This window comes from Bacillus cereus group sp. N11, from assembly GCF_016483605.1.
Classification (GTDB): Bacteria; Bacillota; Bacilli; order Bacillales; family Bacillaceae_G; genus Bacillus_A; species Bacillus_A toyonensis.
In genome coordinates, this window is the sequence record NZ_JAEHBN010000002.1 from 433,583 (window position 1) to 457,838 (window position 24,256).

Genomic DNA, 24,256 nt, shown 5'->3' on the forward strand with positions numbered 1-24,256 from the left:
AAGGAGTGAAAAAAATGTATATGACCATAAAAGAAATTGTGGATGCAGCTAATAAAAGCCAAAAGCCAATTTATGAATTAGCAATGGAACAGGAAATCAAACAAACTAAAACTTCTTATGAAGAAGTTTGGAGTAAAATGGAACGGAATTTAGCGACTATGGAAAATGCCATAAATAAAAGTATCGAGGGCGACGGGGTATTTTCTCCAACCGGTTTAACCGGAGGTGATGCTGTTAAGATTAAAAATTATCGAGAAAATAGGAAAACTCTTTCTGGCGATTTGATGGTGCTAGGGATTCAAAGTGCTATCGGTGTTAATGAAGTAAATGCTGCATTAGGAGCTATTTGTGCAACTCCAACAGCAGGTGCGAGTGGGACAATCCCGGGAGTCTTATTTAGTATTAAAGATACGTTGCAGTTAAGTCATAAAGATATGATTCATTTTCTATTCACTTCAGCGTTATTTGGAACGATAGTCGCAAACAACGCTTGTATTTCAGGAGCGTACGGAGGATGTCAAGCTGAAGTGGGCAGTGCCTCAGCAATGGCGGCTGCAGCAGCGGTAGAAGCTGCCGGAGGAACACCACAACAATCTTCTGAAGCTTTCTCAACCGCATTACAAAATTTACTCGGTTTAGTGTGTGATCCGGTCGCTGGTTTGGTAGAAATTCCTTGTGTAAAGAGAAACGCCATTGGAACGGCAAATGCTTTAGCAGCAGCGGATATCGCATTAGCCAGCGTAAACAATCTCATCAGTGCTGATGAAGTTATTGAAGCGATGTATAGAGTTGGAAGACAAATGCCTCGCGAGTTAAGAGAGACAGGTTTAGGCGGAATTGCCGCTACACCTACAGGGATTTCCATTAAAAATAAAATCTTTGGAGAGAAACAATCAGATCAATGAACAATTATCGGATACATTGTGAAAAATTTAACAAATTTATTCTCTATTGTTGGCCTAAGGATGTCTGTATATTGGGGAATTGCCACTAAAATATACTACTATATAACTGAAACATTTTGTAAGTGGTAACAAACCCATCAGGTTGATGACTAGTGGAATTTTTGATTTTGGTCAAATGAGAAGAAGGGTAAACGATGTGGCGCACTTTTTAAGCAATTCATTTTTCAAGAACAATCTATATTCCTAAGTCTAAAAAGAGACGTAAGAATAGGACACAAGGAGGAAGTATTATATGAATGGGAATACTGCAAAAAACATAGAATTTCAAGCTGATAATACTGCAGTAAAAAATGATAAATATCCAGATCCTAAAAAATGGAATAAGCAGGATACTACCTGGGCATTGAGCCTTTTTGGAACAGCAATTGGAGCAGGAGTACTCTTTTTACCTATAAATGCAGGTTCAGGCGGTTTATTATCATTACTACTAATTACCATACTGGCATATCCTGTAATGTATTACTCACATAGGGCGCTTGCTAAAATGATTTACGCTTCTAATTCTGCTGATGAGGGGATTACAGGGACAATAAGAGAGTATTTCGGAAATAAGGCAAGTATTATTTTTAACATAGTATATTTTGTTTCAATTTATACGATCGTGCTGATGTATTCGGTTGCACTTACAAATACTGCAAGTAGTTTTATCGTGCATCAATTGCATATGCCAGAGCCTCCAAGGGCCATTTTATCGCTTGTATTAGTACTTGGTCTTATCGCTATACTAAATTTTGGTCAAGATATCACTGTGAAAATAATGAGCATGCTAGTATATCCTTTCATAGCTTCTTTACTTTTTATCGCAATATCTTTGATTCCACAGTGGAATACGTCAATGCTTAGTTTTTCAAATGTTTCTACTGCTTCAACAGGAACAGGATATTTTGGAACGATATTGATGATTCTACCAATCATCGTATTCTCGTTTAATCATTCTCCAATGATTTCATCATTTGTTATGAAACAAAGAGCTACCTATGGAATAGAAGCTACTAATGCCAAGTGTGCTCAAATACAAAAAGTTTGTTATATTATGACATTCTCTGTTGTTATGTTCTTTGTTTGGAGCAGTACCTTAAGTTTGACTCCAAATGATCTCATGATGGCAAAAGAACAGAACTTATCAATCTTGTCATATCTTGCTAATGAGCTTAATTCGCCTGTAATTACTATTGCAGCTCCTATCATTGCTTTTACGGCCATAACAAAGTCGTTCCTTGGACACTATATAGGAGCATATGAAGTAATGCGTGACATGATTATCAAGTCCAGTCGAACACGTGGGAAAGATATAGGAGAAAAAACAGTTAAGACAATCATCCTTACTTTTGTCGTATTAACATGTTGGTATGTTGCTTATGCAAATCCAAGTATTCTTGGACTTATTGATGCTCTTAGCGGACCGTTAGTAGCAGCTATCTTATGTCTATTACCGATGTATGCGATCTATAAAGTACCGGTACTAGCTAAATATAAAGGAAAAGCGAGCAATGTATTTGTCATTATTATAGGTATCCTTACTGTACTAGCAAGTATTAAATCATTATTCTAATCCACTATTTTGGGTTCTCATGTGAAAATCGTGGGATATGAAAAAAGAAAGATTGTTAGCGGAATTGAATTTTATATTGTGAAATCAAATAGATTATGGTTTTGGACAAACTTCTCACCTTGGAGAGTTTGTCCTTTTTTGATCATATGCTTAACTTCTATTCCAGCAATTACTTTTTTAGCTGCTTACACTGATTATAATTCAAGCATATTAGACTGCTGCCCCATGCCTATCAAGCAAATATTTTAAAGTATCCCAAAACGAAAAATTCATATCACTACAACAGTGATTTATGAGAATGTAGTGTTTTTTTGTTTTGGGGAACAATCAATTTCTTAAGTTGATATGCATGGGCGGTACCTCTTGTATGTCTTCCTTTATTTTTGGAGTAATTATGACTTTTATTTTAAAGTTTGGCGCCCATTAAAGATTTTTTAATAGAAATGTAGAAATATCCTTTAAAGCGATATAAAACATATAATTATACATACATAGAGGAAACTCATTCAAAATGGAAGAATAGAGAAATAACTGTTGTTATATTTATGGAAATGTTAGAACTAAAGAAAAACACCTTTTATAAAATTATGAAGGAATATGAAGAAGTAAATTAGGGCTTTTCCTATAAAGCGTACGACCAACACTTTAACGAAACGCTAGCAAACCATCCGAATTTAAAATCTGTACGTATCAACCTTGATGATGTAGTAAGAACTGTAATTAGAAGAAATTATAGAGATTTTATTCATAAGAGAATAAAATTAGATATACAGGATATTGATGAGATTGTATATAGTGATGGAAAATGGGTTGAATTTATTATTAATCAAATAATAGGAAATTCTATAAAGTACTCAAATAACAAAGAACAAATGATACGTATATACACAATTAAGAAAACTAACTCAGTAATACTAACTATAGAAGATAATGGAGTAGGGGTAATAACTAAAGATATAAATAGAGTTTTTGAAAAAGGATTTACTGGAGAGAATGGAAGGAGATTTAGCAAAAGTACAGGAATGGGTTTGTATCTATGCGAAAAACTGTGCTCAAAATTAGGAATGAAAATTGGCATTGAATCTGAAGTGAATAAAGGAACTAGAGTTACATTAATATTTCCGTTGTCAGGTATGGTAACTTTTGATCCTTGTTTATAAAGAGATGCTGCCATCTTTCCACGATTTTCGTATGAAACTTATAAACAAATTTAAAACGGTATGAAAAGAATAGAAATTCACTTCATACCGTTTGTATTATTTAGCTATTTAACATATTGGTATATGTAATTGTGAATCGGATGGATGTTAATCTGGATTAGTCATTACTATTTTTGATGTCCACTAATACTTAAAGTAAGATTTGGTTCGGTTGCTACACAGACCTAGTAAGCGAGAAATTGTACACTATATAAAACAGTAAAATAAATATCCGATTCCCTATCGTACAAGGAATTGGATATTTTGCGTCTAAATTGTGTCCAAATGTACAATTTTCTTTTTTTGATATGGGACCCCAAAGAGGAAAAAAGAGGTAGTTCATTAGGCAGATCAAGTTATCCAATTTGTAGGAATAAATCAAAAAAAGGAGTCGTACTTTTTAGAAGAACTCTTCTCTGCCATACTGAATAAAAAGGTAATAGAAATTAATGATTGTCGCTATGGCAACAATTCAAGAATCATGCAACCTTTAAGATTATTAATCACAAATGGAAATTGGTATTGCTTTAGTTGGGATTTAGACAAAAAAGAATTTCGAAATTTCCGTTGTGACTATATTCAATATACAAAGTATGAAGATAAGGAAAGCATTCCTTTTACTGAAGAGATAATTAGTTTGTTATATAGAAAACAATTCAATACACAACGACCTTTTTCTTTTAAAGTTAGTGAGAAAGGGGTAGAACAATTCTATAAACGCATTTACGATAACATGTCTTTTCAAGAAGAATAACAAAACAAATACATTATTGTGACTTTTGGAGAAAAGGAGATGGATTTTCTGGTTCAATATTTTTGTCTTTCGATAAAGAAATTAAAATCATTTCTCCGGAAATGCTACGCTCCAAATATAAGGAATATTTAAAAGAAATACTGGTGGATTGTTATGAAATAGAAAATAGTTCACCTGCAAATTAGCAGGTGAAAATCGGTTAAAATAACATTCCTGATTTAATTTCAATTAGGTTTTTGATGCAATTTTAAACTAGCCCACTGTTATAAAGTTAATATTTATGATGTTCCAAGAACGAAAATTTGTTGTCTTTTATAGCAATAGGATTTATTTTTATTACAAGTTAGGACAAAATCTCGTTCTGGAGTAGTTGTATTTTCTTAGCTTAATAGCGATGGGGTGGGACCCCTTTTAGCAAAAACGGAGTGGAAATGATGAGTATAAATAGTTTTGTGGGATTGATAAAGGACGAATTATTAAAAGAGGTAAGCATAAGAAGTGAGGATGAATTCGAGCCTGTAGTAGTTAAAGATATTCCTAGACTTTGGAAGTGTTTAGGGACAGGTAATTATGCCGCGGTATTTATGCACAAAGAACACAAAGGTTGGGTAGTGAAAGTTTATGCGCGAAAAGGAGAAGGGATTGAAAAAGAGTCAGAAGTATACCGAAGAATCGGAAATCATCCTTCTTATTCGAGGCTTATATATAAAGGAGAAAATTTCATAGTATTGAAACGTTTAAAAGAAATTACCTTATACGATGCTATTCATAAGGGGATTAAAATTCCTAAGCAGGTAATCCTCGATATCAATGAAGCTTTAGAGTATGCAAGAGAACAAGGATTAACTCCTTGTGATGTTCACGGGAAAAATGTGATGATGGAAAACGGAAGGGGATATGTAGTCGATGTATCTGATTTCTTAAAAACAAAAGAAGATAGTAAGTGGAGAGATCTAGAAAAGGCATATTTTACATTTTACTTGCCTTTCATTTATAAATTGCCTCTCCCTGTTAAAATACCGTATTTCATGTTAAACATTGTTAGACGTTCATATAGAAAATATAAGAAGCTTAAAAAGAAATTCAAATTGTAAAAGGACCACATACTTATCTTTAGGTTAGATAAGCGAACCACTAGTAAACAAAAGGAATGTACATTTTAAATCAGTAGTCAACGGTGCATAAAAGGGGGGACTGTAAAATCTTAGCTTAATAGGTATGTGGCGATATCCCTTATATAGAAATTATACATTAAAAAACCTTATAGATAATGAGCATTGCGAATAGAATGACTGATACTTTTTACGAGAGAGCACTTACTGAGAGGTGCTCTCTTTTTATTAGTCAAATAACAAGAAAAATGAAATCCAAAAGAACATTTCTACTGAGATTTTATATGCACTGTTCTTGGATGCTAGTTTACCTGTATACTTTTGGTCGGCTACATGTGATTCAGCTTGGTCCTTCCATGCCACTCAAAAATCCAGTCAAAAAAAAGAGGGAGAAGGCATTTTTTATTGAAGTTTGTTTATAGTAGCTTTTTAATCTGTTAGGGGGGATCGTAAAGTAGACTATTAATCTCTTTGATAATTTTAATTTTTCTTATAGTACAGGGCAAGCTGTATAAAAAATTTAATTTCGAAAGGAGAATCAATAAATATGAGCACGAAAAGAAGGATAGGGAATAGGTTATTACTTGTTAGTGCAATTTGTACAATAGCTATTCCTTCAGTTTCATATGCAGAGGAAGTAATTTCACCTGAAAATTTTGTGAATGATTCAAGTTTGTATGAGGGACGGAATACGGATGTATTAAAATCAAGCTTATATCCTGGTACATATAAAAATCCGTTCAATCACCAATTTATTTCGACATTAAAGGAAACAAACAACAATATAAAAAAAATAGACAATACTGAAAGTGAAAATCCTGTTATAGCTACTACCCTTTCATTTATCCGTTATATGGATACAGAAGACTATAAATCTGCAATTGATTTAACTTCTCGATCATTACAGAAAGTAATATCCGAAGAATGGCTGAAGAGTTATTGGAAGGGACTCCCTGCGCAATTACAAGCAGGTTCTTTTATGGAGATTGGAGAGGTAACACAAAAAGAGACAAATTCTGTTCATACAAATGTAGAGATTAAATTAGTTTTTGAACAATTTACAGTACCTTTATTAATTAAGCTAGATCCATCTGGAAAAATAGATGATTTTCAACTTAGTATGTCGTTTAGTCCAGTTGCAGAGCGTCCGTCATATAGTAAGCCTGAATCCTTTGTTGATAAAGAAGTAGTGGTTGGAAGTGGTGCGTTTCCATTACCAGGAACATTGTCTGTTCCGAAGGGGAAGGGTCCTTTCCCAGCGGTTATTCTTGTTCAAGGATCTGGAGCAACCGATCAGGATGAAACAGCGTTTGCTTTAAAACCATTTCGCGATTTAGCTGAAGGTCTTGCCTCGAAAGGAATTGCTGTCCTTCGCTATAATAAACGAACTTATGAACATGGATTGAAAACACAATCCAGTCCTTTTTATACAGTGGATAAAGAGACAACAGATGATGCTCTTCTTGTGACTCATTTTCTTAAAAATGAACCTCTGATAGATAAGAATCAAATTTATATTCTTGGTCATAGTCAAGGTGGAATGATGCTTCCGAAAATGATTGAAAAAGACCAAAATCAAAATATTGCTGGGGCGATTGTGATGGGAGGACCAGCCCGTACGATTCAAGATGTTGTTTTAGATCAATTTGAGTATCTTTTTTCTATTGGAGCAATGAAACCGGATGAATATAAATTTTACAAATCGCAATTTGAATTATTAAATGATCCCAACTTCTCTAGTCAGAATCCTCCAAAAGGTTTTTATTTAGGATCAGCAGTATTTTGGGATTCTATTCGTAAAGTTAAAGCAGCAGAAATGTCAAAAGAACAAAAGACACCGCTTCTAATTATTCAAGGAGAAAGAGACTATCAAGTTCAATCAAAAATCGAAATTCCTCTATGGAAAGAACAATTAAAAGAACGAGATAACGTTGATTATCGACTATATCCAAAGTTAAATCACTTCTTTACAGAAGGAGATGGAGAATTAAGTAAACCGGATGAATATTATAGTCCTGCTAATATCCCTGAGTATGTAATAAATGATATTGCTACTTGGGTGCAAGGAAGATCGAAATAAAATTAGCATCCTTCTTTGTGCCTCCGCCATGTTTCAAATACGCCAATTACTCCTCCAAAAGAAGAAACGAGAATGAAGCGAATATAAAGCGATTTATATCATAAAAGATTACTTTCTACTTATTTATTATTCTTTACAAAAAGAAGCCAAAGAATGAACAAAGATATTATTTCATCTCTTCAATCTCTAACATAAAAACAGATAAAGATCTTTAATAGGTATGAGAAGTATTGTTTGGCTTCTGGTGAAAAGACGTGAAACTAGTTTCGATATAGTAATAATAAAGATGCTTAATTTTGATATAGAATATAATAGCCTTACTACATATTGAATGTAGTAAGGCTATTTAAAGATTTGAAAACAGGATGAACCTATTCAAAATTGCCTACCAAAAACGATAAAAAATTAGATTTATAGTCTTATTCCTTACTGCATCTTGTAACTACAGCTTAGCTAGCTCTAAAGAAATAACAAACCGTTTTCTAATTCGATAATTCCAATTTCTAGAGCCTTCTGGACAGCTTCTTCCTTGTTACGTACTCCTAACTTTGTGTAAGCCGAGGAAGCATAGTTTCTGACCGTACCATTCGATAAATATAGCCTTGAAGCTATCGTATTGTATCGAAGTCCTTTTGCTACTAGCTGCAATATTTCTATCTCTCTGGCTGTTAGTTCATAAGCAGTTGCTTTTGATTGTGGTGTCTCGTTTTGCTCATCAAACTGCTTAAATATTTTGTGAGACATATCCTGATCAATCAGCGTCCCACCGCCATGAATAAGTCGGATCGTATTAGCTAGCTCTAACGTTTCAATGGATTTAAGTAAAAAACCATCCGCACCGTTACGAAGCGAGTCCAACGCCTGTTTCGTATCCTGAAACGTTGTAAAAATCAATACGCGGATATGTGGCCATTGTTGCTTAATTTTTTTTGTCGCTTCGACTCCATCCATTTGCTGCATATCTAAATCCATGAGTACAACGTGAGGTTGAAGGCGCCCACACAAGTCGATGGCTTGATCGCCATCTTCAGCCAAACCGACTACATGTATATCTTCATACCTGTCGAGTAGTGTACTCAAACTTTCCCGAACAAATGGCTGATCGTCGACAATTAATAAACGAATAAGTCCATCTTTTATTTCAGTTTGTCGCGGTATGGTACATGTAACAAGCATTCCTTCCTCTGGCTTTGTATATACAGACAATTGACCTTGTAAATTCATCGCCCGCTCTTTCATCGTATTCATACCGAAGCCTTCCTGCCATTCTACATTTCCCTTTCCATTATCTTGCACTTCTAATCTCGTATATTGTTGTTCAAACTGCAATGAAACTATAATTTCAGTCCCTTGACCATGACGTACCGCATTCGTAAGGGACTCTTGTAAACAACGAATGAATGCTATCTTCGCTTGACGAGACAGTTGATATTCATCTCCGAATGTTCGGAAGCTTACATCCACCTGAGCGTGCTCCTGAAATTCAGCTCCAAGATTTTGTAGAGATTGAATCAAGGAAGGCGATTGACACTGAGGATCCATTTGATGTAGGTAACCTCTCACGTCCTCGATGCTTTTACGTCCCATTTCAAGCAGGGAATCTAGCCTCTGTACACCCATTTCGGTAGCAAGATCGGTTCGCAACGTTTCCATCCCCATAATAATGGAAGTATAGGCGTGACCTACTGTATCATGTAGCTCACTAGAGAGCCTGTTTCGTTCTTCGGCCAGTGTAATGCGTTCAATCTGAGACATATATTGCTCAAGTACCGCGTTTTGTTTACGAATTACTTCATTTTGTTTATGATTGATGATTAATAAATGGAAAGCGAATCCCATTACATAAGCGAATCCGTAGTAGGTGACCATAATCCAATAGCTATTACTTGGCGCAACTGCATAGAAAATCCCGGTTATTACAAAAACTGATGTTGGAGCTGTCCAATAATAGGACAAATGCTTACTATTTGCTGCGATAAGAAACACCGATATAAGAAAAATATTGTAAGCTTCTGGAAATAAAGAGGTTAAATATATACATATTCCACCATATAGCAATATTTCTGTGAATAAGTAATATTTGTAATTGAACAGCAAGGCTACCCATGGAATAGAGAAGGCAATAATTTCCCAAAGAATAATAATCCAAAGTGGTAATGTTAAACCATCCTGAAAATTTAATGTTGCTAGGATGGTAGACACACTAACAAGTAGACGGATTCCTAACATAATCCAATCATACCAAAACCAATATTTAACCATATCAAACAATTCATTTACCCCCTAAGTAGCCTTCTTTCTCATTTCCTATATTATAGAATAATCCTTCTTGTATTGTTATATTTTTAAGTTTAAGCTGCCTACTATTCGTAGACTACAAACTTCTATCGATTTAGTTGCTGAATCATACTGCGTGTATAACCTCCAAATTTTTTCGTTAAACCATCTACCATTTTAATACTTATGGCGGTAAACACTATACCCATAAACATTATAAGGAGTGACTTTGGAAAAGTATCTATCTGTATGAAAATAATATTCATATCGATGTATCGATACAATAGTGGTGCTAACAGGAACATAAGTGGCATTACATAAAAAATGATTGCACTAATGAGACTGAAAATGCCAATCACAAATTTCTGCATTAACCAAAAGACAGCAGACCAAGTGCGGCGATCCGTAAGTCCTAATTTCACTTGAGCCCAGTCCGATGTATCCGTTGTTACACTTCTATCGTAAGAGTCTGTCGAAATATCAGTATAAATTTTCGTTTGTATGCGCTCGAATTGGATAAAAGTTGTGGTAGTTTGTAGTATGCGTATAATTAATGGAATCCCAACTACCGTAAATGAAAGGGTGAAACTGAATAGCAGAGCTATTAAGTAAAAACAAAAATAAAACAAACCTGTAATGAAAGTTAGTAATAAAAAATAACCATTCTGGATGAATCTTGATCTCATAAAGTGCATCGCTCCTATCTATGTAATAAACGCATCATACTGCTTTTTTTGTAAAACTCACTAGTGTAAAAATGTCATATGACATTTTTACATGATGATAAAAGGGGGGATTAGCCTATTCTTAGTTAAAAACAAGATTATTTTATTAATCATCTACAAAATAATCCCGTTCTTGGATCAGCAAGAAGGGATTGTTTTGTACTTTTATTTAATATGAGATGGACTTGTTTTTCGGATATGAAAAATAATATCGAATTGCTCAAGCAATGAAGTATCAAAGTATAACGAACCGTCTGGGAGGAGTTGTCCCCCTATACTTAGTAATGGCCTTTTTGCTCTAACCCATTTCTCTGCGTGTCCTTTAAGGTGACGGTTATCCAATAGAAACATTTTATATGGTACTTTTCCGAGGGTGTAATTGAAACTTTTTACATTTTGTGGAATAGTATCTGTTGCAATCTTACCTCCGGTGGAAGGATTATATTCGCTGTATAAAGTGAAATTTCCCTCCGTAGTTGTACTACCAATTGTGACATAATTATTGTCTAAACGTTCCCTCAAAAACTGCCCCGCAGCATAAGGGTATAATTTCTCATCGATAATTCCTTTAGCCATATGAATATTGTGTGCCCATACCATAGTTTTACCACCAAATGTCTCTTGTGCCCACATTGCATGATCGGCCAAGTATTGCTCGTGTAGCTTTATTACATTTGGGTAGTCATTAGAAAGCAGCATTGTGGTAAATTTCTCTATTGCATTCGCTGTTGCTTTTACCCAGATGTACTCGGATGAACCTACATCTTTGTTTGCCTGTTCCTTCTCATCTTTTAGTAATTGGGCTACTTTCTCAGCGTTTGCCTTGAACTTTGCTTTCATTTCAGGAGCAAGATTCATATATTCCTGTATACTTCCAGTGAAAGAAGAAAGGTCTTTATAGTTTTCTTCTACTTCTGCCCGCAAATCTGGTCGATGCTGCTTTACATAATCAATTACTTTATTAAAAACACTTTGGTCCATTGTTTTTAAGTCAAGTCCGATAAATTGGATTTTCTTTTTATTGGATGGATCAGCATTATAATCTTTCATCCACTCAATCATGGCAATAATTTCATCAGTAGGATATAACAATTTCAAAAACTCCCTAGGGTTTCCTTTTCCTGTTTGTATATATTCATTTAACTTTAATCCGTTTCCCCAATCTTCTTCCATTGTGAAATTTGTAAAACCCATCTCAGTAACCAAATATTTCACAAGTCGAAACTTCATAGTGAAAATTTCAGAGCTTCCATGAGTATTCTCTCCTAATCCTACATATTGTGCGCTCCCAATCATTTTCTTAAGTGGTTTTAAATCCACAAATGGTTTTGACGGTTCTATCGTTTTTAATGGATGCGCCTGTGATTGTATTGATTTAACGATATTTTTTTGGATTGATTGAGCTGAATCTTCAACTGCAACCGTTTGTGCTTTTCCTACTTCTCCACCTCCTGCGACTAATATAGCTGTACTAACCATTGCAACCATTCCACAATACCTCTTTTTTTTATTCATTTTTTTCACCTCAATTGAATTATTTTCAAAAGCAGGATTGATTCATGTACTTGCACGAATCAATTGCCGTAATTCAATTTTTATTTATTCCATATCATATTTTCTAGTTACATATTGTCACAAGATTATTTGACACAGGTCATAGGTTAAACATTACAGTTTCGTACTATCGGTTATGACAACTTATGAAGAATAATTACATGATTGAATCGTAAGTAAGGCTAGATTATGAATTTAAGAGGGGGAGATTGATTAATCAATATGAAAAAACATCTTCATTCTGTGTTGTATTTCTCGAAATGACAGGAAGTTGATTAGATAAACAAATTAATAAAAGGGGAAGGACGGATTACAATGATATTACATGCAAAATCATTCCACAATATGGATAAAGTCCAACGTGCTAAAAAAGGACTGCAACTGTTTTTAAGTATTTTGTTCATTACTTCTATTATTTTAAATGTAGTAATAATGATTACGAAAAGCATGCCGCTAATTGTGGTATATATGTTTACTCCTGCAATTTCTTCTATTCTAACTCGTATCATACTGCGAGAAGGCTTTAAAGATGTATCTTTTAGTCTAGATAACTTAAAGATATGGAAGGGGATTGCTTTGGCCCTGATAATACCTATGATAATATGTGGAATTACATATTCGATTGCCTGGTTTAGCGGATTTGCGAGGTTTCAGCTCCCACAAGGTGGTATGCTAGAACCTATCTACAATATACTTGGACTTCAGTATCTACCGATACCATTACGTTTCATTTTTATAGTAGTATTGAGCGGAATTTTAGGAAGCTTGCTTAACTTAATCCCGGTTATGGGAGAAGAGATGGGTTGGCGGGGTTATATGCTCACAAGGCTAGTCGATGCGGAATTTTCACGTCCAATCCTTATTAGTGGATTAATATGGGCAACATGGCATATCCCAATTGTTATTGCTGGTCTATATGTAGAGGGAACATCTGTCTTTCTCTCTGTACTTGGCATCTATTTTTGTATTGTACCATTCAGTTATATTACAGCTTATTTACGACTTATCACAGGTAGTGTTTGGCCGTCGGTTATCATCCACACTACTTGGAATGCTATTATTCAAGGGCCTTTTGCACGTGCAACTACAGGATATCAATTAGAGATTTGGATTGGAGAATCTGGCTTGATAACCGCTCTTATTATTTCGATTACTGCAATAATTGTGTATCGGATCATAAGGTTTACTAAACGTGTATAACTTTGAAATAAAAGTATGATATTTAAAAAATGTAATTTTGTTACTTTTAATTGAGCATTCACAGCATGGGATAGATTAGGAGAGTCCTCAACCCATATTTTAAAATCTTGAGTAAATGAATCCGTCTCGCTCCAAACATAATTATGTTTGGAGCGAGACGGATTCTTATATGAGAACTAATCGTAATATCAAATCACATTTTTTTACTTCAAGGACATATAGAAAAGAGAAGATATCTCATCTTTTGAAATGTAGTAGCTAATTTAGATGTGAATAGATTTAGAATTATTTATAAAATCATGAAATCTAGAAATACCAATTACAATGTTACGAAAGACGAATTAAGAGAGGATACTTGGATAATGCAACTCTCCCTATTGTGAAGCAATAAAGAAAAAGCGTATAATATTATAGTTATCCCATTTTTGGGAGCGACCCGCGAATGATAAATAAGATTGTTGTTTTATCATCGCTTCTAAACATATATACAATGAAAGTAACACTGGAATACAGATAGGGAGTTATACAATGAAATTAATTATTGCCGAGAAACCAGATCAAGGTTTGGCTCTTGTTTCACAGTTTAAATATCGCCGAAAAGATGGATATTTAGAAGTAGAAGCAAATGAGTTATTTCCAAATGGAGCGTACTGTACATGGGCAATTGGTCATTTGACGCAGTTATGTAATCCAGAACATTATCATGCAGAGTGGAAAAAATGGTCACTTAATACGTTACCGATGATTCCAGAACGTTTTCAATTTGAAGTAACAAAGTCAAAGTATAAGCAATTTAATATAGTGAAACAGCTGTTACATAATCCGGGGGTAACAGAAATTATTCACGCAGGCGATGCTGGGCGCGAAGGGGAATTAATTGTACGAAACATTATTAATCTTTGTAACGTGCAAAAGCCGATGAAACGTCTTTGGATTTCATCTTTAACGAAGCAAGCCATTTATCAAGGGTTTAAAAACTTACTAGATGAAGCAGATACGATTAATACGTATTACGAAGCATATACAAGATCTTGCGCCGACTGGGTTGTTGGTATGAATGCATCGCGTGTTTTTAGCATTTTGCTAAAGAAAAAGGGAATGAATGATGTGTTTTCCGCCGGACGTGTACAAACACCGACACTCGCATTAATCGTAAAGCGTGAGAAAGAAATTGAAGACTTTAAGTCAGAGCCGTTTTGGGAAGTGTTCGCAACCTTTAATATTGAAGGGAAGAAATATGATGGGAAATGGGAGAAGGATAATGAATCCCGCTTAAAAGACCCTGATATGGCGAATAAAATTGCGGCTTTTTGTCAAGGGAAACCGGCAGAAGTGAAGGAAATGAAAACGGAGCGTAAAGAGTTTCAGCCGCCGCTTTTATTTAATTTATCAGCACTGCAAGCGACAGCAAATAAAGCTTTTAAATTTTCGCCGAAAAAGACGCTTGATATAACGCAAGCACTATATCAAAAAGGGATAGTTTCTTATCCACGTTCGGATTCTAACTATGTTACACAAGGAGAAGCAGCGACGTTCCCTGATATTTTACAGAAATTAAGTCAGTTTGATGAATATAAAGGTTTATTACCGGCTCCGGTTGAATCGATTATGAACAATAAGCGTTATGTGAATGAAAAGAAAGTTACAGATCACTACGCAATTATTCCGACAGAACAAGTTACCAATCCAAGCAAACTATCAGGCGATGAAAAGAAAATTTACGATATGATCGTAAGAAGACTTATTGCGGCGCATTATGAAGTAGCAATCTTTGACTACACAACAATTACAACTCTTGTAGACGAACGTGCTGCGTTCATTTCGAAAGGAAAACAGCAAATACAAGAAGGTTGGCGTAAAGTTATTTTCCAAGACGATAAAGATGACGAAACGATTCTTCCAATTGTAGCTGAAGGTGACCAAGGAAAAGTTGTAAAGGTGAAAGTGAAAGAAGGAAAAACACAGCCACCGAAGCGTTATACAGAGGGACAACTTATTACGTTAATGAAAACGGCAGGTAAGTATTTAGAGAATGAAGAGCTGGAGAAAGTATTAAAGAAAACAGAAGGTTTAGGTACGGAAGCGACTCGTGCCGGCATCATTACGATGCTGAAAGACCGTAAATATATAGATGTGCAGAAAAACCAAGTGTATGCGACTGATAAGGGAAAAGTATTAATTACAGCAATCGGCGACAAAATACTAGCTTCACCGGAAATGACTGCAAAATGGGAACAACGTCTTGCAGAAATCGGAGAAGGTATCGCTTCACCAGCTACATTTATGGAACAAACGAAAAAGCTATCAGCTAAAATTATTGAAGATGCGGTAGAAATGTCGGAGAAATGGGATTTCACTGGATTACATGTTGAATCGATTGAGCGAAAAGGATCGAAATTTACGACAGGTAAAAAGGTTGGAAGTTGTAAAAAATGCGATGGTGATGTAATTGATAAATCTACGTTTTACGGTTGTTCCAATTACAATACAACACAATGTGACTTTACCATCTCGAAGAAAATATTAAGTAAAACAATTTCGCAAAAGAATATGACAAAGCTCTTAAAAGGTGAGAAGACCGATTTAATTAAAGGCTTTAAAAAGGGCGAGAAAACGTTTGATGCGAAGTTAGAGTGGAAAGATAATAAGATTAATTTTGTGTTTGAGAATTAAGTAGTTTCAACAAGTGACAAAGCTCTTTCCCCAGTAAAATGTTCTGTATTCGATTTGAAAATATAGATAGAAAAGAAAAAGCATGACAATTTTATGTCATGCTTTTTTATTTTATATTTACAGGGTTTTGTATACTAGCACTAAAATTTATTTGAAATAATTGTTTGAAAAGGTGGTATGAAATAGTGTTAAGTAGCAATAAAGTCTTTTAAAATATAAAAAAGTTTAAAGATTCTTCTTTAACTAAACGGCAGTTTAGTTTTAATACAATATTTGTTTTATCATTTACCCAAAGTGATAGAAGGTCAAAGAAAAGGCAGTAATAAAGAAGTGCCATTCCTAATGTGGACTGGCACTTGGTAAGGTGCAAAATTCATTATTTGATTTCGGTTGAGGAATTTGATTCATCTATTTTTCCTGTACTTTATTATGATTCCTTAGGCAGCCTTTTCTGTTTTAAATACCCATTGTTGGAGAGGTGGTTGATAATACGGTATCATCCACCCTAAAATTTTGCCGATAAAATAGGCGGCAATTAGTGTGCCGATTCCGATTGAGCCTAATGATTGAATGAAAATTATACAGATTGCACCAGCCACACAAATATTTATTAAATCGCTCAAAATCTTTGCTTTACCGAATTTTAAATTAAATTTTTCACTAATTGCATAAGTTAATGCATCATACGGCATTAATGGTAGTTTCGCTGTTGTATAGCCCATTAAACCGACCGCTATAACAAATAAACTAACAATCAAATATACACTTCGAGCAAGGAGAGTTTCAGGTGCAGGGAAAAGTTGGACAAGGAAGAGCGTTGCATCCATGAAAAAACCAAATAAAAACGAAATAATGAATTGACTCACAAATTCATTTAACTCCATTCGTTTACTTAATATTACTTGAATAATAATGTATAAAACATTTGCAAGCGCCATTGTCACACCAATCGATAAACCAATCGTTAGCGTACTTGCATATGCTAATGATGACACAGGCGATACACCAAATCCTGCTTGAATCGACATGCTAATGCCAATCGACATAAAAAACAACCCGAGCACGTATAAGAAGATGCGCTTCAAGGTTCTGTTCCAATGATTCATAGTATCTCTCACTTTCTAGTTAATATTATTAATATAAAGACTATAGCTATAGAATTAAATATAACGCCAAATTCGACATATGAAAAATATATATATGATAAACTAATCATATCAAAAAACATATGATGGAGAGATACAATGGATTTCAGGCAATTATATTACTTTAAAGAAATTGTGAAGCAAGGAAGCATTTCTAAAGCAGCAGAAGTGCTCCATATCGCGCAGCCCCCGCTTAGCCAATTATTAAAAAAGCTTGAAACTGATCTTGGCACAACTTTAATTCATCGATATCGTCAAAAATGGGAGCTTACAGCAACAGGTGAAATACTATACCAATATGCCAATCAAATGTTAATGCAAATTCAAGATGTAAAGCAGCAAATTCAAGAAATTGAACAAGGTATAGGCGGAACAGTAAATATCGGTGTATCGTCTACATGTTCGAATATGCTCATTGACTATGTTAGTACGTTTAGAACACAATACCCTAATGTCAAAATAAAAATAGTAACTGGAAATTCAGAAGAATTATTAAAAAAACTAGAACAAAGAGAAATTGATGTTGCCTTACTTTTACGATTGGGCAATAGTGAACAATATGAGATGAAAATATTAAAAAAACAACCAACCGCTGTGATTATTCCATCAAGTTGGGCAACATCGTTTTCATCACAGCATGTGACGATTGAACAGATTGCCCAGTTCCCATTCATTATGCTAGGAGCAATGGAAGGACTCTCCTTCAATGAAGACCTTTTCAAGGTGTTTGATAAACATCAAGTCAAGCCAAATTTCATTATCGAGTGTAAAGATATAAGGATGGTTGTAGCACTTGTTAGTAGAGGACTAGGATTATCCGTTATTCCAAGAATGGATTACACATCATCATTTTTAGAACATACAACGCTTTTTGAATTGAAACAATTTGATTTTCATTTAGAACCTGTAATAGTAAAATTAAAAAATCAAAGAATTTCCAAAGTAGCATCTCAATTTTGGGAAATGGTTGATTAGGAGATATGAACAAAGCAAAAATAGCCTTCAATCAAGTAATAAAGACATCTTACGAAAAATTGAGCCGGGATAAAAAGTTCTTTACTTGAGGAAGTTTCAAAACTGACTGTAGCTTACACCGATGTTTATAAAAAGTTATAGAGCATTTCTTTGAATGAGGAATGCTTTTTGTTTTTGCTTGGAATAAAAATATACAACAAAAATATTATCTTAAATAATAAAAATTTATTGTAAAACGATAAAATTTATATTAAAATCAAAATCAGAATAAAAAAGCGAGTTGCTTTTTATGGAAAAGGTAACAACGTTGTTTTTTATTAGAGGAGGTAAAACTATGAACAGTCACAATTTGATTATTGAAAATATGGATAACCCTCATGAGTTGGAGAGAATGTATAGAAAAGACCCGAAAGCTTTTAAAAAGTCATTCTCACAAGCATGGGAACAAAATCCGAATTCTCAGGTTCTGGGTATTTGGTATGAAAGATTACATTTCAAGGAGAAGGGAAATACAAGAAAGCCCTCCTTGATTCAAAAGGGTTTCTTATTCATGGGCATGTTAGCTATTCTAGCCGGATTAAGCACCAGAATCATTTTCCACTTTGTCGAACAGGAAGCAATTGCTCCGATTAATCTGGCTTTTGGTATAATCCCCTTTATTGCTGCCTATTTTGTCTACAATAATACTCCGAAAAAAAGTATTATTTATTCTCTTGCAGCGTTGTTCCTAATTTCTGGGCTTTATCTTAATATGCTGCCATTAAATGATAAAGACAGTATTATCCTTGCTTATTTACACCTTCCTATATTCTTATGGGTATTGGTAGGGATTGCGTTTACAGGAAATGAATATTCAAAAGGCAGTACAAGGTTAGCTTATATTAAATTTAATTTGGAATATAGTATTCTTTACGCCAGTATGGCAGTTAGCGGAATGATACTAGCAGTATTCACCATGCGGTTATTTAGTTTTGTTGACTTGGATATAGGAGAGTTCTATTTTAGTAATGTTGTTTTATTTGGTGCTGCCGCTCTCGCTATTGTGGCTGCATACTTAGTATCAATGAATCTTAAGTTTGCTAAAAATATTACCCCCTATATAGCTAAAATTTTTAGTCCGCTTGTCCTGATCACCTTGTTGATCTATCTTATAACGGTTATATGGGTTGGGAAAAATCCATTTTTGGACCGCAATTTCTTGATGGTCTTCAACGGAATACTTCTTGTTGTATTGGCTGTTACTATATTTTCCATTGTTGAGAGCGACTCAGATGAGAAAAAGAACATTTCAGATTATATAAATTTTGTCTTAATTGTTCTTGCGCTTATTATTGACAGTGTGGCTTTGTCAGCTATCGTGTTCAGACTTTCTTCCTATGGTATTACGCCTAATAGACTCGCTGTTTTAGGAGTAAATATACTGATTTGGGCAAATCTAATTTGGATTATGCTCTCTTATATGCGTTTTCTACAAAATAAATCCGGACCTTTACCTATCCAAGATGCCGTTACGAAGTATTTGCCAATCTACGGACTTTGGTCAGCGTTCGTTATATTTACTTTTCCTATCATTTTTAATTAAAGAGGATCTGTTAATGTAACGAAAAGTCAATCTTATATAACGTATAAAATTTTTAGAGCCGATAATTCAATTTTGCATGTATATAATTTCTCGACAATAAAAAACGTCCCAAAGTGGGACGCTTTTTATTATGCGTATTGCCGTTTTTTCTTAATAAGTAACAACACTTGTGAAACAAAAGCAAGTACTGGTAACTCAATTAACGGTCCAATAACGAGTGCAAGTGCGATAAGAGGCTCGTCTGGAAAAGCAGTCACAGCAATAGCGAGCGCAACAGGCGAGTTTCTTGCTAATGTTGTTAAGCTTAAACTTACTGTATCTTTATAAGATAAATGCAGGATACGCCCGATAAATTGTCCTAGTAAAAAATTAATGATGAAGAACAATAGAACAGGAATGAGTAATAATAACACAACATTCATATTTTGAAGTAAATATTTACCTTGTGATGCAAACATCGCTACAATTGCTAAACTTAAAAATACAATTTGAGCAGAGCTGAAAAACGGAATGATTTTATTCTCGAGTGTTTCAGCTTTTTTCATTTTATTCATAATGAATTTTGTAGCATGTGCAAGTAAAAATGGTAAGACGATAACGATTACGATACTTTCTATTAGAATAGAAGCCGCTACAGTCTTCATTACACCGGCAAATAAAAATAAATAAACGGGTAGCAATAATACTTGTAAAATTAAATTTACAGGCAAAATCGCTGTGGAAAGCGCTACGTTTCCTTTCGCTATTTCAGTGAATATTAAGTACCAATCTGTACATGGAGTAACCATTAACATTATAAACCCAACCCAAAGTGCTGGGTGATCTGAAAGAAATAATGCACCTAATCCCCAGGCGAGGAAAGGCGTCCATAAAAAATTAATGGTAAGGCTTGTTCCGGCAAATTTTAAATTGCGAAATCCGTTTTTAATCTCTTTCAATGGGATGCTGAGGAATAATCCATATAGCATGAAAAATAAGAAGGGGACAATAAATTTGTCTGAATACATATGTATGATATTAAATTGTCCGAGTACAATGCCGCATGTAACAGCAAATAGAATAATAAAAGTTTGAATCTTTTCTATAGTGCTCATGAATAAATCCTTTCTAAATATGAATTTCCCTCTCTAAGTTAATTATACAAGTAATAAAGTAGTATTTGGTGTTTTATTATTAATTTCAATTCGAGACTTTATTTTTTGTTAAAAGTTACTTGACTAAAGTAAGTGACTATATTACAATCACTTACATAAGGTAATTAAATAACAAAAAGTTATAGATTCCTGAAATGAAGGTCTCTATTGGAACTTTTTCTTAGAATAAGAATTTTTATGATGATGAATAATGAATATGAAAAGAAAGATTAGGTGAAGAAAATGGGACTATTTAGCTCATTATTTGGTAAAAAAGAAGAAATTACGAAAGTAGAGGAGAATAAAACAATGTCAAAAGTATTATTTGTAAAAGCAAACGATCGTCCAGCGGAGCAAGCAATTAGTTCAAAAATGTATGAAACATTTGTAAGTACTTATAAAGAAGCGAACCCAAATACAGAAATTACAGAGTTAGATTTATTTGCATTAGATCTTCCTTATTACGGAAATATCGCAATTTCAGGTGGATATAAACGCAGTCAAGGAATGGAGTTAACAGCTGAAGAAGAGAAGGCTGTAGCAACAGTAGATCAATATTTAAATCAGTTTTTAGAAGCTGATAAAGTTGTATTTGCGTTCCCATTATGGAACTTCACAGTACCCGCACCATTAATCACGTATATTTCATACCTTTCTCAAGCTGGAAAAACGTTTAAATATACAGCAAATGGTCCGGAAGGTTTAGCTGGTGATAAGAAAGTAGTTGTACTAGGTGCTCGTGGTTCAGATTATTCTTCAGAGCAAATGGCTCCCATGGAAATGGCGGTTAATTATGTAACAACTGTACTTGGATTCTGGGGAATTACAAATCCAGAAACAGTGGTAATTGAAGGACACAATCAATATCCAGATCGCTCACAACAAATTGTTGAAGAAGGTTTAGAAAACGTTAAAAAAGTAGCTGCGAAATTTTAATTACTGATAGTAAATGGAAAAACCAACATGGATGACCATGTTGGTTTTTTAGTCTATATTCTATGTTAAAAAATGTATATTCATAAAATAAAAGAAAAGTTTGAAAATAGTATTGCAAAATATTATATAGCGAATTATAATGAGTTCAAGAATAGTTGATACTTAAATTAAATATTCAGAAAATTCAATTAGTTAAAATTGGAAAATGAGATAAGGAAATTTGAATGGGGGTTATATTATGGCGAATAAAGTACCGTTTTCGTTCATAGTAGTTATTGGATTAATGTTATTTGCACTATTTTTTGGAGCCGGAAATTTAATTTTCCCAGCTATGCTAGGTCAATCGGCAGGAGAGAATGTATGGATTGCTAACGCTGGATTTTTAGTAACAGGTGTTGGATTACCATTACTAGGTGTACTAGCATTTGGTTTTTCGGGTAAAGATGATTTACAGTCATTAGCAAGTCGTGCTCACCCAGTATTCGGGATTGTGTTTACAACAGTTTTATACTTAGCAATCGGTCCGTTATTTGCAATACCAAGAACGGGTAATGTTTCTTATGAAATTGGTCTTAAGCCTTTTATGCCAGAAGGATTAGGTTCTACACCTTTAATTCTTTTCACAATTATATTCTTTAGCATCACTTGTTTTTTTTCGCTAAATCCTGCGAAAATTGTCGATATTGTTGGAAAAATATTAACGCCAATTAAATTGACATTCATCGGTATTTTAGTAATCGTTGCTTTTATTCATCCAATTGGAGATATGCAAGCACCAGTGGAAGGGTATACATCACATGCATTCTTTAAAGGATTCCAAGAAGGATACTTAACAATGGACACGCTTGCATCATTCGTATTCGGAATCATCATCATTAATGCAATTAAAGAAAAAGGTGCGAAAACGAAAACACAGATTATGGTCGTTTGTGCAAAAGCGACAATCATTGCAGCATCTATTTTAGCAATTATTTATACAGCACTTTCTTATATGGGAGCTTCAAGTGTTGCGAAGCTTGGACATTTAGAGAACGGCGGAGAAGTATTAGCGAAAGTTTCTAATTACTATTTCGGATCATATGGTGGAGTATTATTAGGATTAATGATTACAGTTGCTTGTTTGACAACTAGTGTGGGACTTGTATCAGCATGTTCTTCATTCTTCCATAAGTTATTCCCAAATATTCCTTATAAAGCAATTGCAATTACGCTATGTGTATTTAGTGCAATTGTTGCAAACGTAGGATTAACACAATTAATCGCAGTTTCTGTTCCAGTATTAACAGCAATTTATCCACTAGCAATCGTATTGATTTTCTTAACATTTTTCCATTCATTATTCAAAGGAAGAGCTGAAGTTTATCAAGTGAGCTTAATCGTAACATTTATCATCAGCTTATTCGATGGATTAAGTGCAGCTGGAGTTAACATTGAAGTAGTAAGCCAAGTGTTCACTAAATTCCTTCCGATGCAGGAAGTAGGATTAGGCTGGATCTTCCCAGCGATTATCGGTGGATTTATCGGATATGGCATTAGCGTTTTAAAAGTGAAAAACCAAGTTCAACCAGCAACTAGAGCGGATAAGAAAATAGGTTAAATAAAAAAAGTTATAGAACTTGTTTCTATAGCTTTTTTTGTTACTATTAATAATGAGAAAAAATAAAGTAGTAGGGGAAATAAAATGAAAAAAACAATTGATCATATCGGAATCGCAGTTCGTGATATAGATAGTACGATACGTTTTTATGAACAGGTTCTATCAGGGAAATTAATAGATCGTTACGTAAGTGAAGCACCAGGTGTGGAAAGTGAAGTTGCTATTATAGAAGTGGATGGAGATAGAATTGAACTACTTGCACCGACGAATAATACGACGTCGCCAATAGCACGCTTTATAAAACAAAAAGGGAAAGGTGTTCACCACGTTGCGTATCGTGTCGATGATTTAGATGTGGCTTTAGAAGAATTAAAAGAACAAGGTATTCGAACATTAGAGCATACACTTCGAATGAATAAACATGGTAGACGATTAATTTACCTGAACCCAGCGGATACAGAAGGAACGATTATTGAGTATTGTGATTATCCGGAAGAGAAATAGAAGAAGGATATTTTTTAAAAGGTGTTACGTTATTACGTAACACCTATTAATTTATCTCGCTATTTGTAGGAGTCTTACTGCCCGTAAAAGCTCTATTGGTGAGGGCTAATTAAAGTTTCACTTTATGTATTTCACATTTTTTTCACAAATGATTCACGAGAACTTTTCTTCTTAAGGAACTTACATAAATATATTTTATGATATAATTACAATCGACTTTAAAAATATAAGTTGTTTTAATTAGGGTAGTTACTATTATATTAGTAGTTTAAAGGCGGGGAGAAAGTAAGTAT

The 24,256-nt window shown here is 34.2% G+C and carries 17 protein-coding genes and 3 pseudogenes; 14 read left to right on the forward strand and 6 right to left on the reverse strand.

The genetic code is table 11. The features are described 5' to 3' along the window. Positions 1–14: 14 nt before the first annotated feature. Complete coding sequence (gene sdaAA, locus JDS98_RS05985; RefSeq protein ID WP_000282013.1) at positions 15–905, forward strand: L-serine ammonia-lyase, iron-sulfur-dependent, subunit alpha; 891 nt, start codon at positions 15–17, stop codon at positions 903–905. A gap of 292 nt (positions 906–1,197) precedes the next feature. Beyond that, a complete protein-coding gene (locus JDS98_RS05990) occupies positions 1,198–2,517 on the forward strand; it encodes an aromatic amino acid transport family protein (RefSeq protein ID WP_097954190.1) in 1,320 nt (439 codons plus the stop codon). A 71-nt stretch (positions 2,518–2,588) separates the two neighbouring features. Here JDS98_RS05990 and JDS98_RS30685 read toward each other — a convergent pair. Then, positions 2,589–2,699 (reverse strand): annotated as a pseudogene (locus JDS98_RS30685) (IS6 family transposase); the annotation flags it as partial. A gap of 507 nt (positions 2,700–3,206) precedes the next feature. Between JDS98_RS30685 and JDS98_RS05995 the strand changes: the two are divergent. From JDS98_RS05995 to JDS98_RS30105, 5 genes and pseudogenes are all read left to right on the forward strand, one after another. Continuing rightward, positions 3,207–3,677: pseudogene (locus tag JDS98_RS05995) on the forward strand (ATP-binding protein); the annotation flags it as partial. A gap of 484 nt (positions 3,678–4,161) precedes the next feature. Continuing rightward, positions 4,162–4,470: a WYL domain-containing protein gene (locus tag JDS98_RS30100; protein WP_255294251.1), complete on the forward strand. Its 309-nt coding sequence runs from the start codon at positions 4,162–4,164 to the stop codon at positions 4,468–4,470. Positions 4,471–4,904: 434 nt separating this feature from the next. Then, positions 4,905–5,564, forward strand: coding sequence for a protein kinase family protein (locus JDS98_RS06005; RefSeq protein ID WP_000026521.1), 660 nt, complete (start codon positions 4,905–4,907; stop codon positions 5,562–5,564). A gap of 565 nt (positions 5,565–6,129) precedes the next feature. Next, on the forward strand, positions 6,130–7,662 hold the full coding sequence (locus JDS98_RS06010; RefSeq protein WP_106080526.1) for an alpha/beta hydrolase: 1,533 nt from the start codon (positions 6,130–6,132) through the stop codon (positions 7,660–7,662). A gap of 1 nt (position 7,663) precedes the next feature. After that, positions 7,664–7,816, forward strand: a pseudogene (locus JDS98_RS30105) (IS4 family transposase); the annotation flags it as partial. Positions 7,817–8,121: 305 nt separating this feature from the next. Here JDS98_RS30105 and JDS98_RS06020 read toward each other — a convergent pair. The 3 genes from JDS98_RS06020 to JDS98_RS06030 all read right to left on the reverse strand — a co-directional run bounded on the left by JDS98_RS06020 (position 8,122) and on the right by JDS98_RS06030 (position 12,152). Next, positions 8,122–9,933, reverse strand: coding sequence for a helix-turn-helix transcriptional regulator (locus tag JDS98_RS06020; protein ID WP_199633638.1), 1,812 nt, complete (start codon positions 9,931–9,933; stop codon positions 8,122–8,124). Between the two features lie 113 nt (positions 9,934–10,046). After that, positions 10,047–10,625: a sensor domain-containing protein gene (locus JDS98_RS06025; protein ID WP_097959098.1), complete on the reverse strand. Its 579-nt coding sequence runs from the start codon at positions 10,623–10,625 to the stop codon at positions 10,047–10,049. A 204-nt stretch (positions 10,626–10,829) separates the two neighbouring features. Next, positions 10,830–12,152, reverse strand: coding sequence for an erythromycin esterase family protein (locus JDS98_RS06030; protein ID WP_371399771.1), 1,323 nt, complete (start codon positions 12,150–12,152; stop codon positions 10,830–10,832). A 381-nt stretch (positions 12,153–12,533) separates the two neighbouring features. On the opposite strand from JDS98_RS06030, the gene JDS98_RS06035 reads away from it, so the two are divergent. Further along, positions 12,534–13,418, forward strand: a complete 885-nt coding sequence (locus tag JDS98_RS06035) for a CPBP family intramembrane glutamic endopeptidase (RefSeq protein ID WP_199633639.1) — start codon at positions 12,534–12,536, stop codon at positions 13,416–13,418. A gap of 528 nt (positions 13,419–13,946) precedes the next feature. Continuing rightward, positions 13,947–16,091, forward strand: coding sequence for a DNA topoisomerase III (gene topB / locus JDS98_RS06040; protein ID WP_087970019.1), 2,145 nt, complete (start codon positions 13,947–13,949; stop codon positions 16,089–16,091). 437 nt (positions 16,092–16,528) lie between these two features. On the opposite strand, the gene JDS98_RS06045 is transcribed toward topB, so the two are convergent. Further along, a complete protein-coding gene (locus JDS98_RS06045) occupies positions 16,529–17,197 on the reverse strand; it encodes a YczE/YyaS/YitT family protein (RefSeq protein ID WP_087970020.1) in 669 nt (222 codons plus the stop codon). 138 nt (positions 17,198–17,335) lie between these two features. On the opposite strand from JDS98_RS06045, the gene JDS98_RS06050 reads away from it, so the two are divergent. Beyond that, a complete protein-coding gene (locus tag JDS98_RS06050) occupies positions 17,336–18,211 on the forward strand; it encodes a LysR family transcriptional regulator (protein ID WP_087970021.1) in 876 nt (291 codons plus the stop codon). 334 nt (positions 18,212–18,545) lie between these two features. Beyond that, a complete protein-coding gene (locus JDS98_RS06055; RefSeq protein ID WP_087970022.1) occupies positions 18,546–19,793 on the forward strand; it encodes a DUF4153 domain-containing protein in 1,248 nt (415 codons plus the stop codon). A 128-nt stretch (positions 19,794–19,921) separates the two neighbouring features. Here JDS98_RS06055 and JDS98_RS06060 read toward each other — a convergent pair whose 3' ends face one another. Next, positions 19,922–20,887, reverse strand: a complete 966-nt coding sequence (locus JDS98_RS06060; RefSeq protein ID WP_199631563.1) for an arsenic resistance protein — start codon at positions 20,885–20,887, stop codon at positions 19,922–19,924. A gap of 282 nt (positions 20,888–21,169) precedes the next feature. Here JDS98_RS06060 and JDS98_RS06065 point away from each other — a divergent pair, with 282 nt between their 5' ends. The 3 genes from JDS98_RS06065 (at position 21,170) to JDS98_RS06075 (ending at position 23,963) form a co-directional block, all read left to right on the forward strand. Further along, positions 21,170–21,862, forward strand: a complete 693-nt coding sequence (locus JDS98_RS06065; protein WP_000522498.1) for an FMN-dependent NADH-azoreductase — start codon at positions 21,170–21,172, stop codon at positions 21,860–21,862. 238 nt (positions 21,863–22,100) lie between these two features. Continuing rightward, positions 22,101–23,459, forward strand: coding sequence for a branched-chain amino acid transport system II carrier protein (brnQ, locus tag JDS98_RS06070; RefSeq protein WP_087970024.1), 1,359 nt, complete (start codon positions 22,101–22,103; stop codon positions 23,457–23,459). 84 nt (positions 23,460–23,543) lie between these two features. Beyond that, positions 23,544–23,963: a VOC family protein gene (locus JDS98_RS06075; protein ID WP_000750859.1), complete on the forward strand. Its 420-nt coding sequence runs from the start codon at positions 23,544–23,546 to the stop codon at positions 23,961–23,963. The last annotated feature ends 293 nt before the right edge of the window (positions 23,964–24,256 follow it).

Excerpts from the sequence above, each read along its gene's own strand:
- sdaAA (WP_000282013.1), top strand. The coding sequence starts at position 15 with ATGTATATGACCATAAAAGAAATTGTGGATGCAGCTAATAAAAGCCAA.
- JDS98_RS05990 (WP_097954190.1), top strand. The coding sequence starts at position 1,198 with ATGAATGGGAATACTGCAAAAAACATAGAATTTCAAGCTGATAATACT.
- JDS98_RS06005 (WP_000026521.1), top strand. The coding sequence starts at position 4,905 with ATGAGTATAAATAGTTTTGTGGGATTGATAAAGGACGAATTATTAAAA.
- JDS98_RS06010 (WP_106080526.1), top strand. The coding sequence starts at position 6,130 with ATGAGCACGAAAAGAAGGATAGGGAATAGGTTATTACTTGTTAGTGCA.
- JDS98_RS06025 (WP_097959098.1), bottom strand. The coding sequence starts at position 10,625 with ATGAGATCAAGATTCATCCAGAATGGTTATTTTTTATTACTAACTTTC.
- JDS98_RS06030 (WP_371399771.1), bottom strand. The coding sequence starts at position 12,152 with ATGGTTGCAATGGTTAGTACAGCTATATTAGTCGCAGGAGGTGGAGAA.
- JDS98_RS06035 (WP_199633639.1), top strand. The coding sequence starts at position 12,534 with ATGATATTACATGCAAAATCATTCCACAATATGGATAAAGTCCAACGT.
- topB (WP_087970019.1), top strand. The coding sequence starts at position 13,947 with ATGAAATTAATTATTGCCGAGAAACCAGATCAAGGTTTGGCTCTTGTT.
- JDS98_RS06045 (WP_087970020.1), bottom strand. The coding sequence starts at position 17,197 with ATGAATCATTGGAACAGAACCTTGAAGCGCATCTTCTTATACGTGCTC.
- JDS98_RS06050 (WP_087970021.1), top strand. The coding sequence starts at position 17,336 with ATGGATTTCAGGCAATTATATTACTTTAAAGAAATTGTGAAGCAAGGA.
- JDS98_RS06055 (WP_087970022.1), top strand. The coding sequence starts at position 18,546 with ATGAACAGTCACAATTTGATTATTGAAAATATGGATAACCCTCATGAG.
- JDS98_RS06060 (WP_199631563.1), bottom strand. The coding sequence starts at position 20,887 with ATGAGCACTATAGAAAAGATTCAAACTTTTATTATTCTATTTGCTGTT.
- JDS98_RS06065 (WP_000522498.1), top strand. The coding sequence starts at position 21,170 with ATGGGACTATTTAGCTCATTATTTGGTAAAAAAGAAGAAATTACGAAA.
- brnQ (WP_087970024.1), top strand. The coding sequence starts at position 22,101 with ATGGCGAATAAAGTACCGTTTTCGTTCATAGTAGTTATTGGATTAATG.
- JDS98_RS06075 (WP_000750859.1), top strand. The coding sequence starts at position 23,544 with ATGAAAAAAACAATTGATCATATCGGAATCGCAGTTCGTGATATAGAT.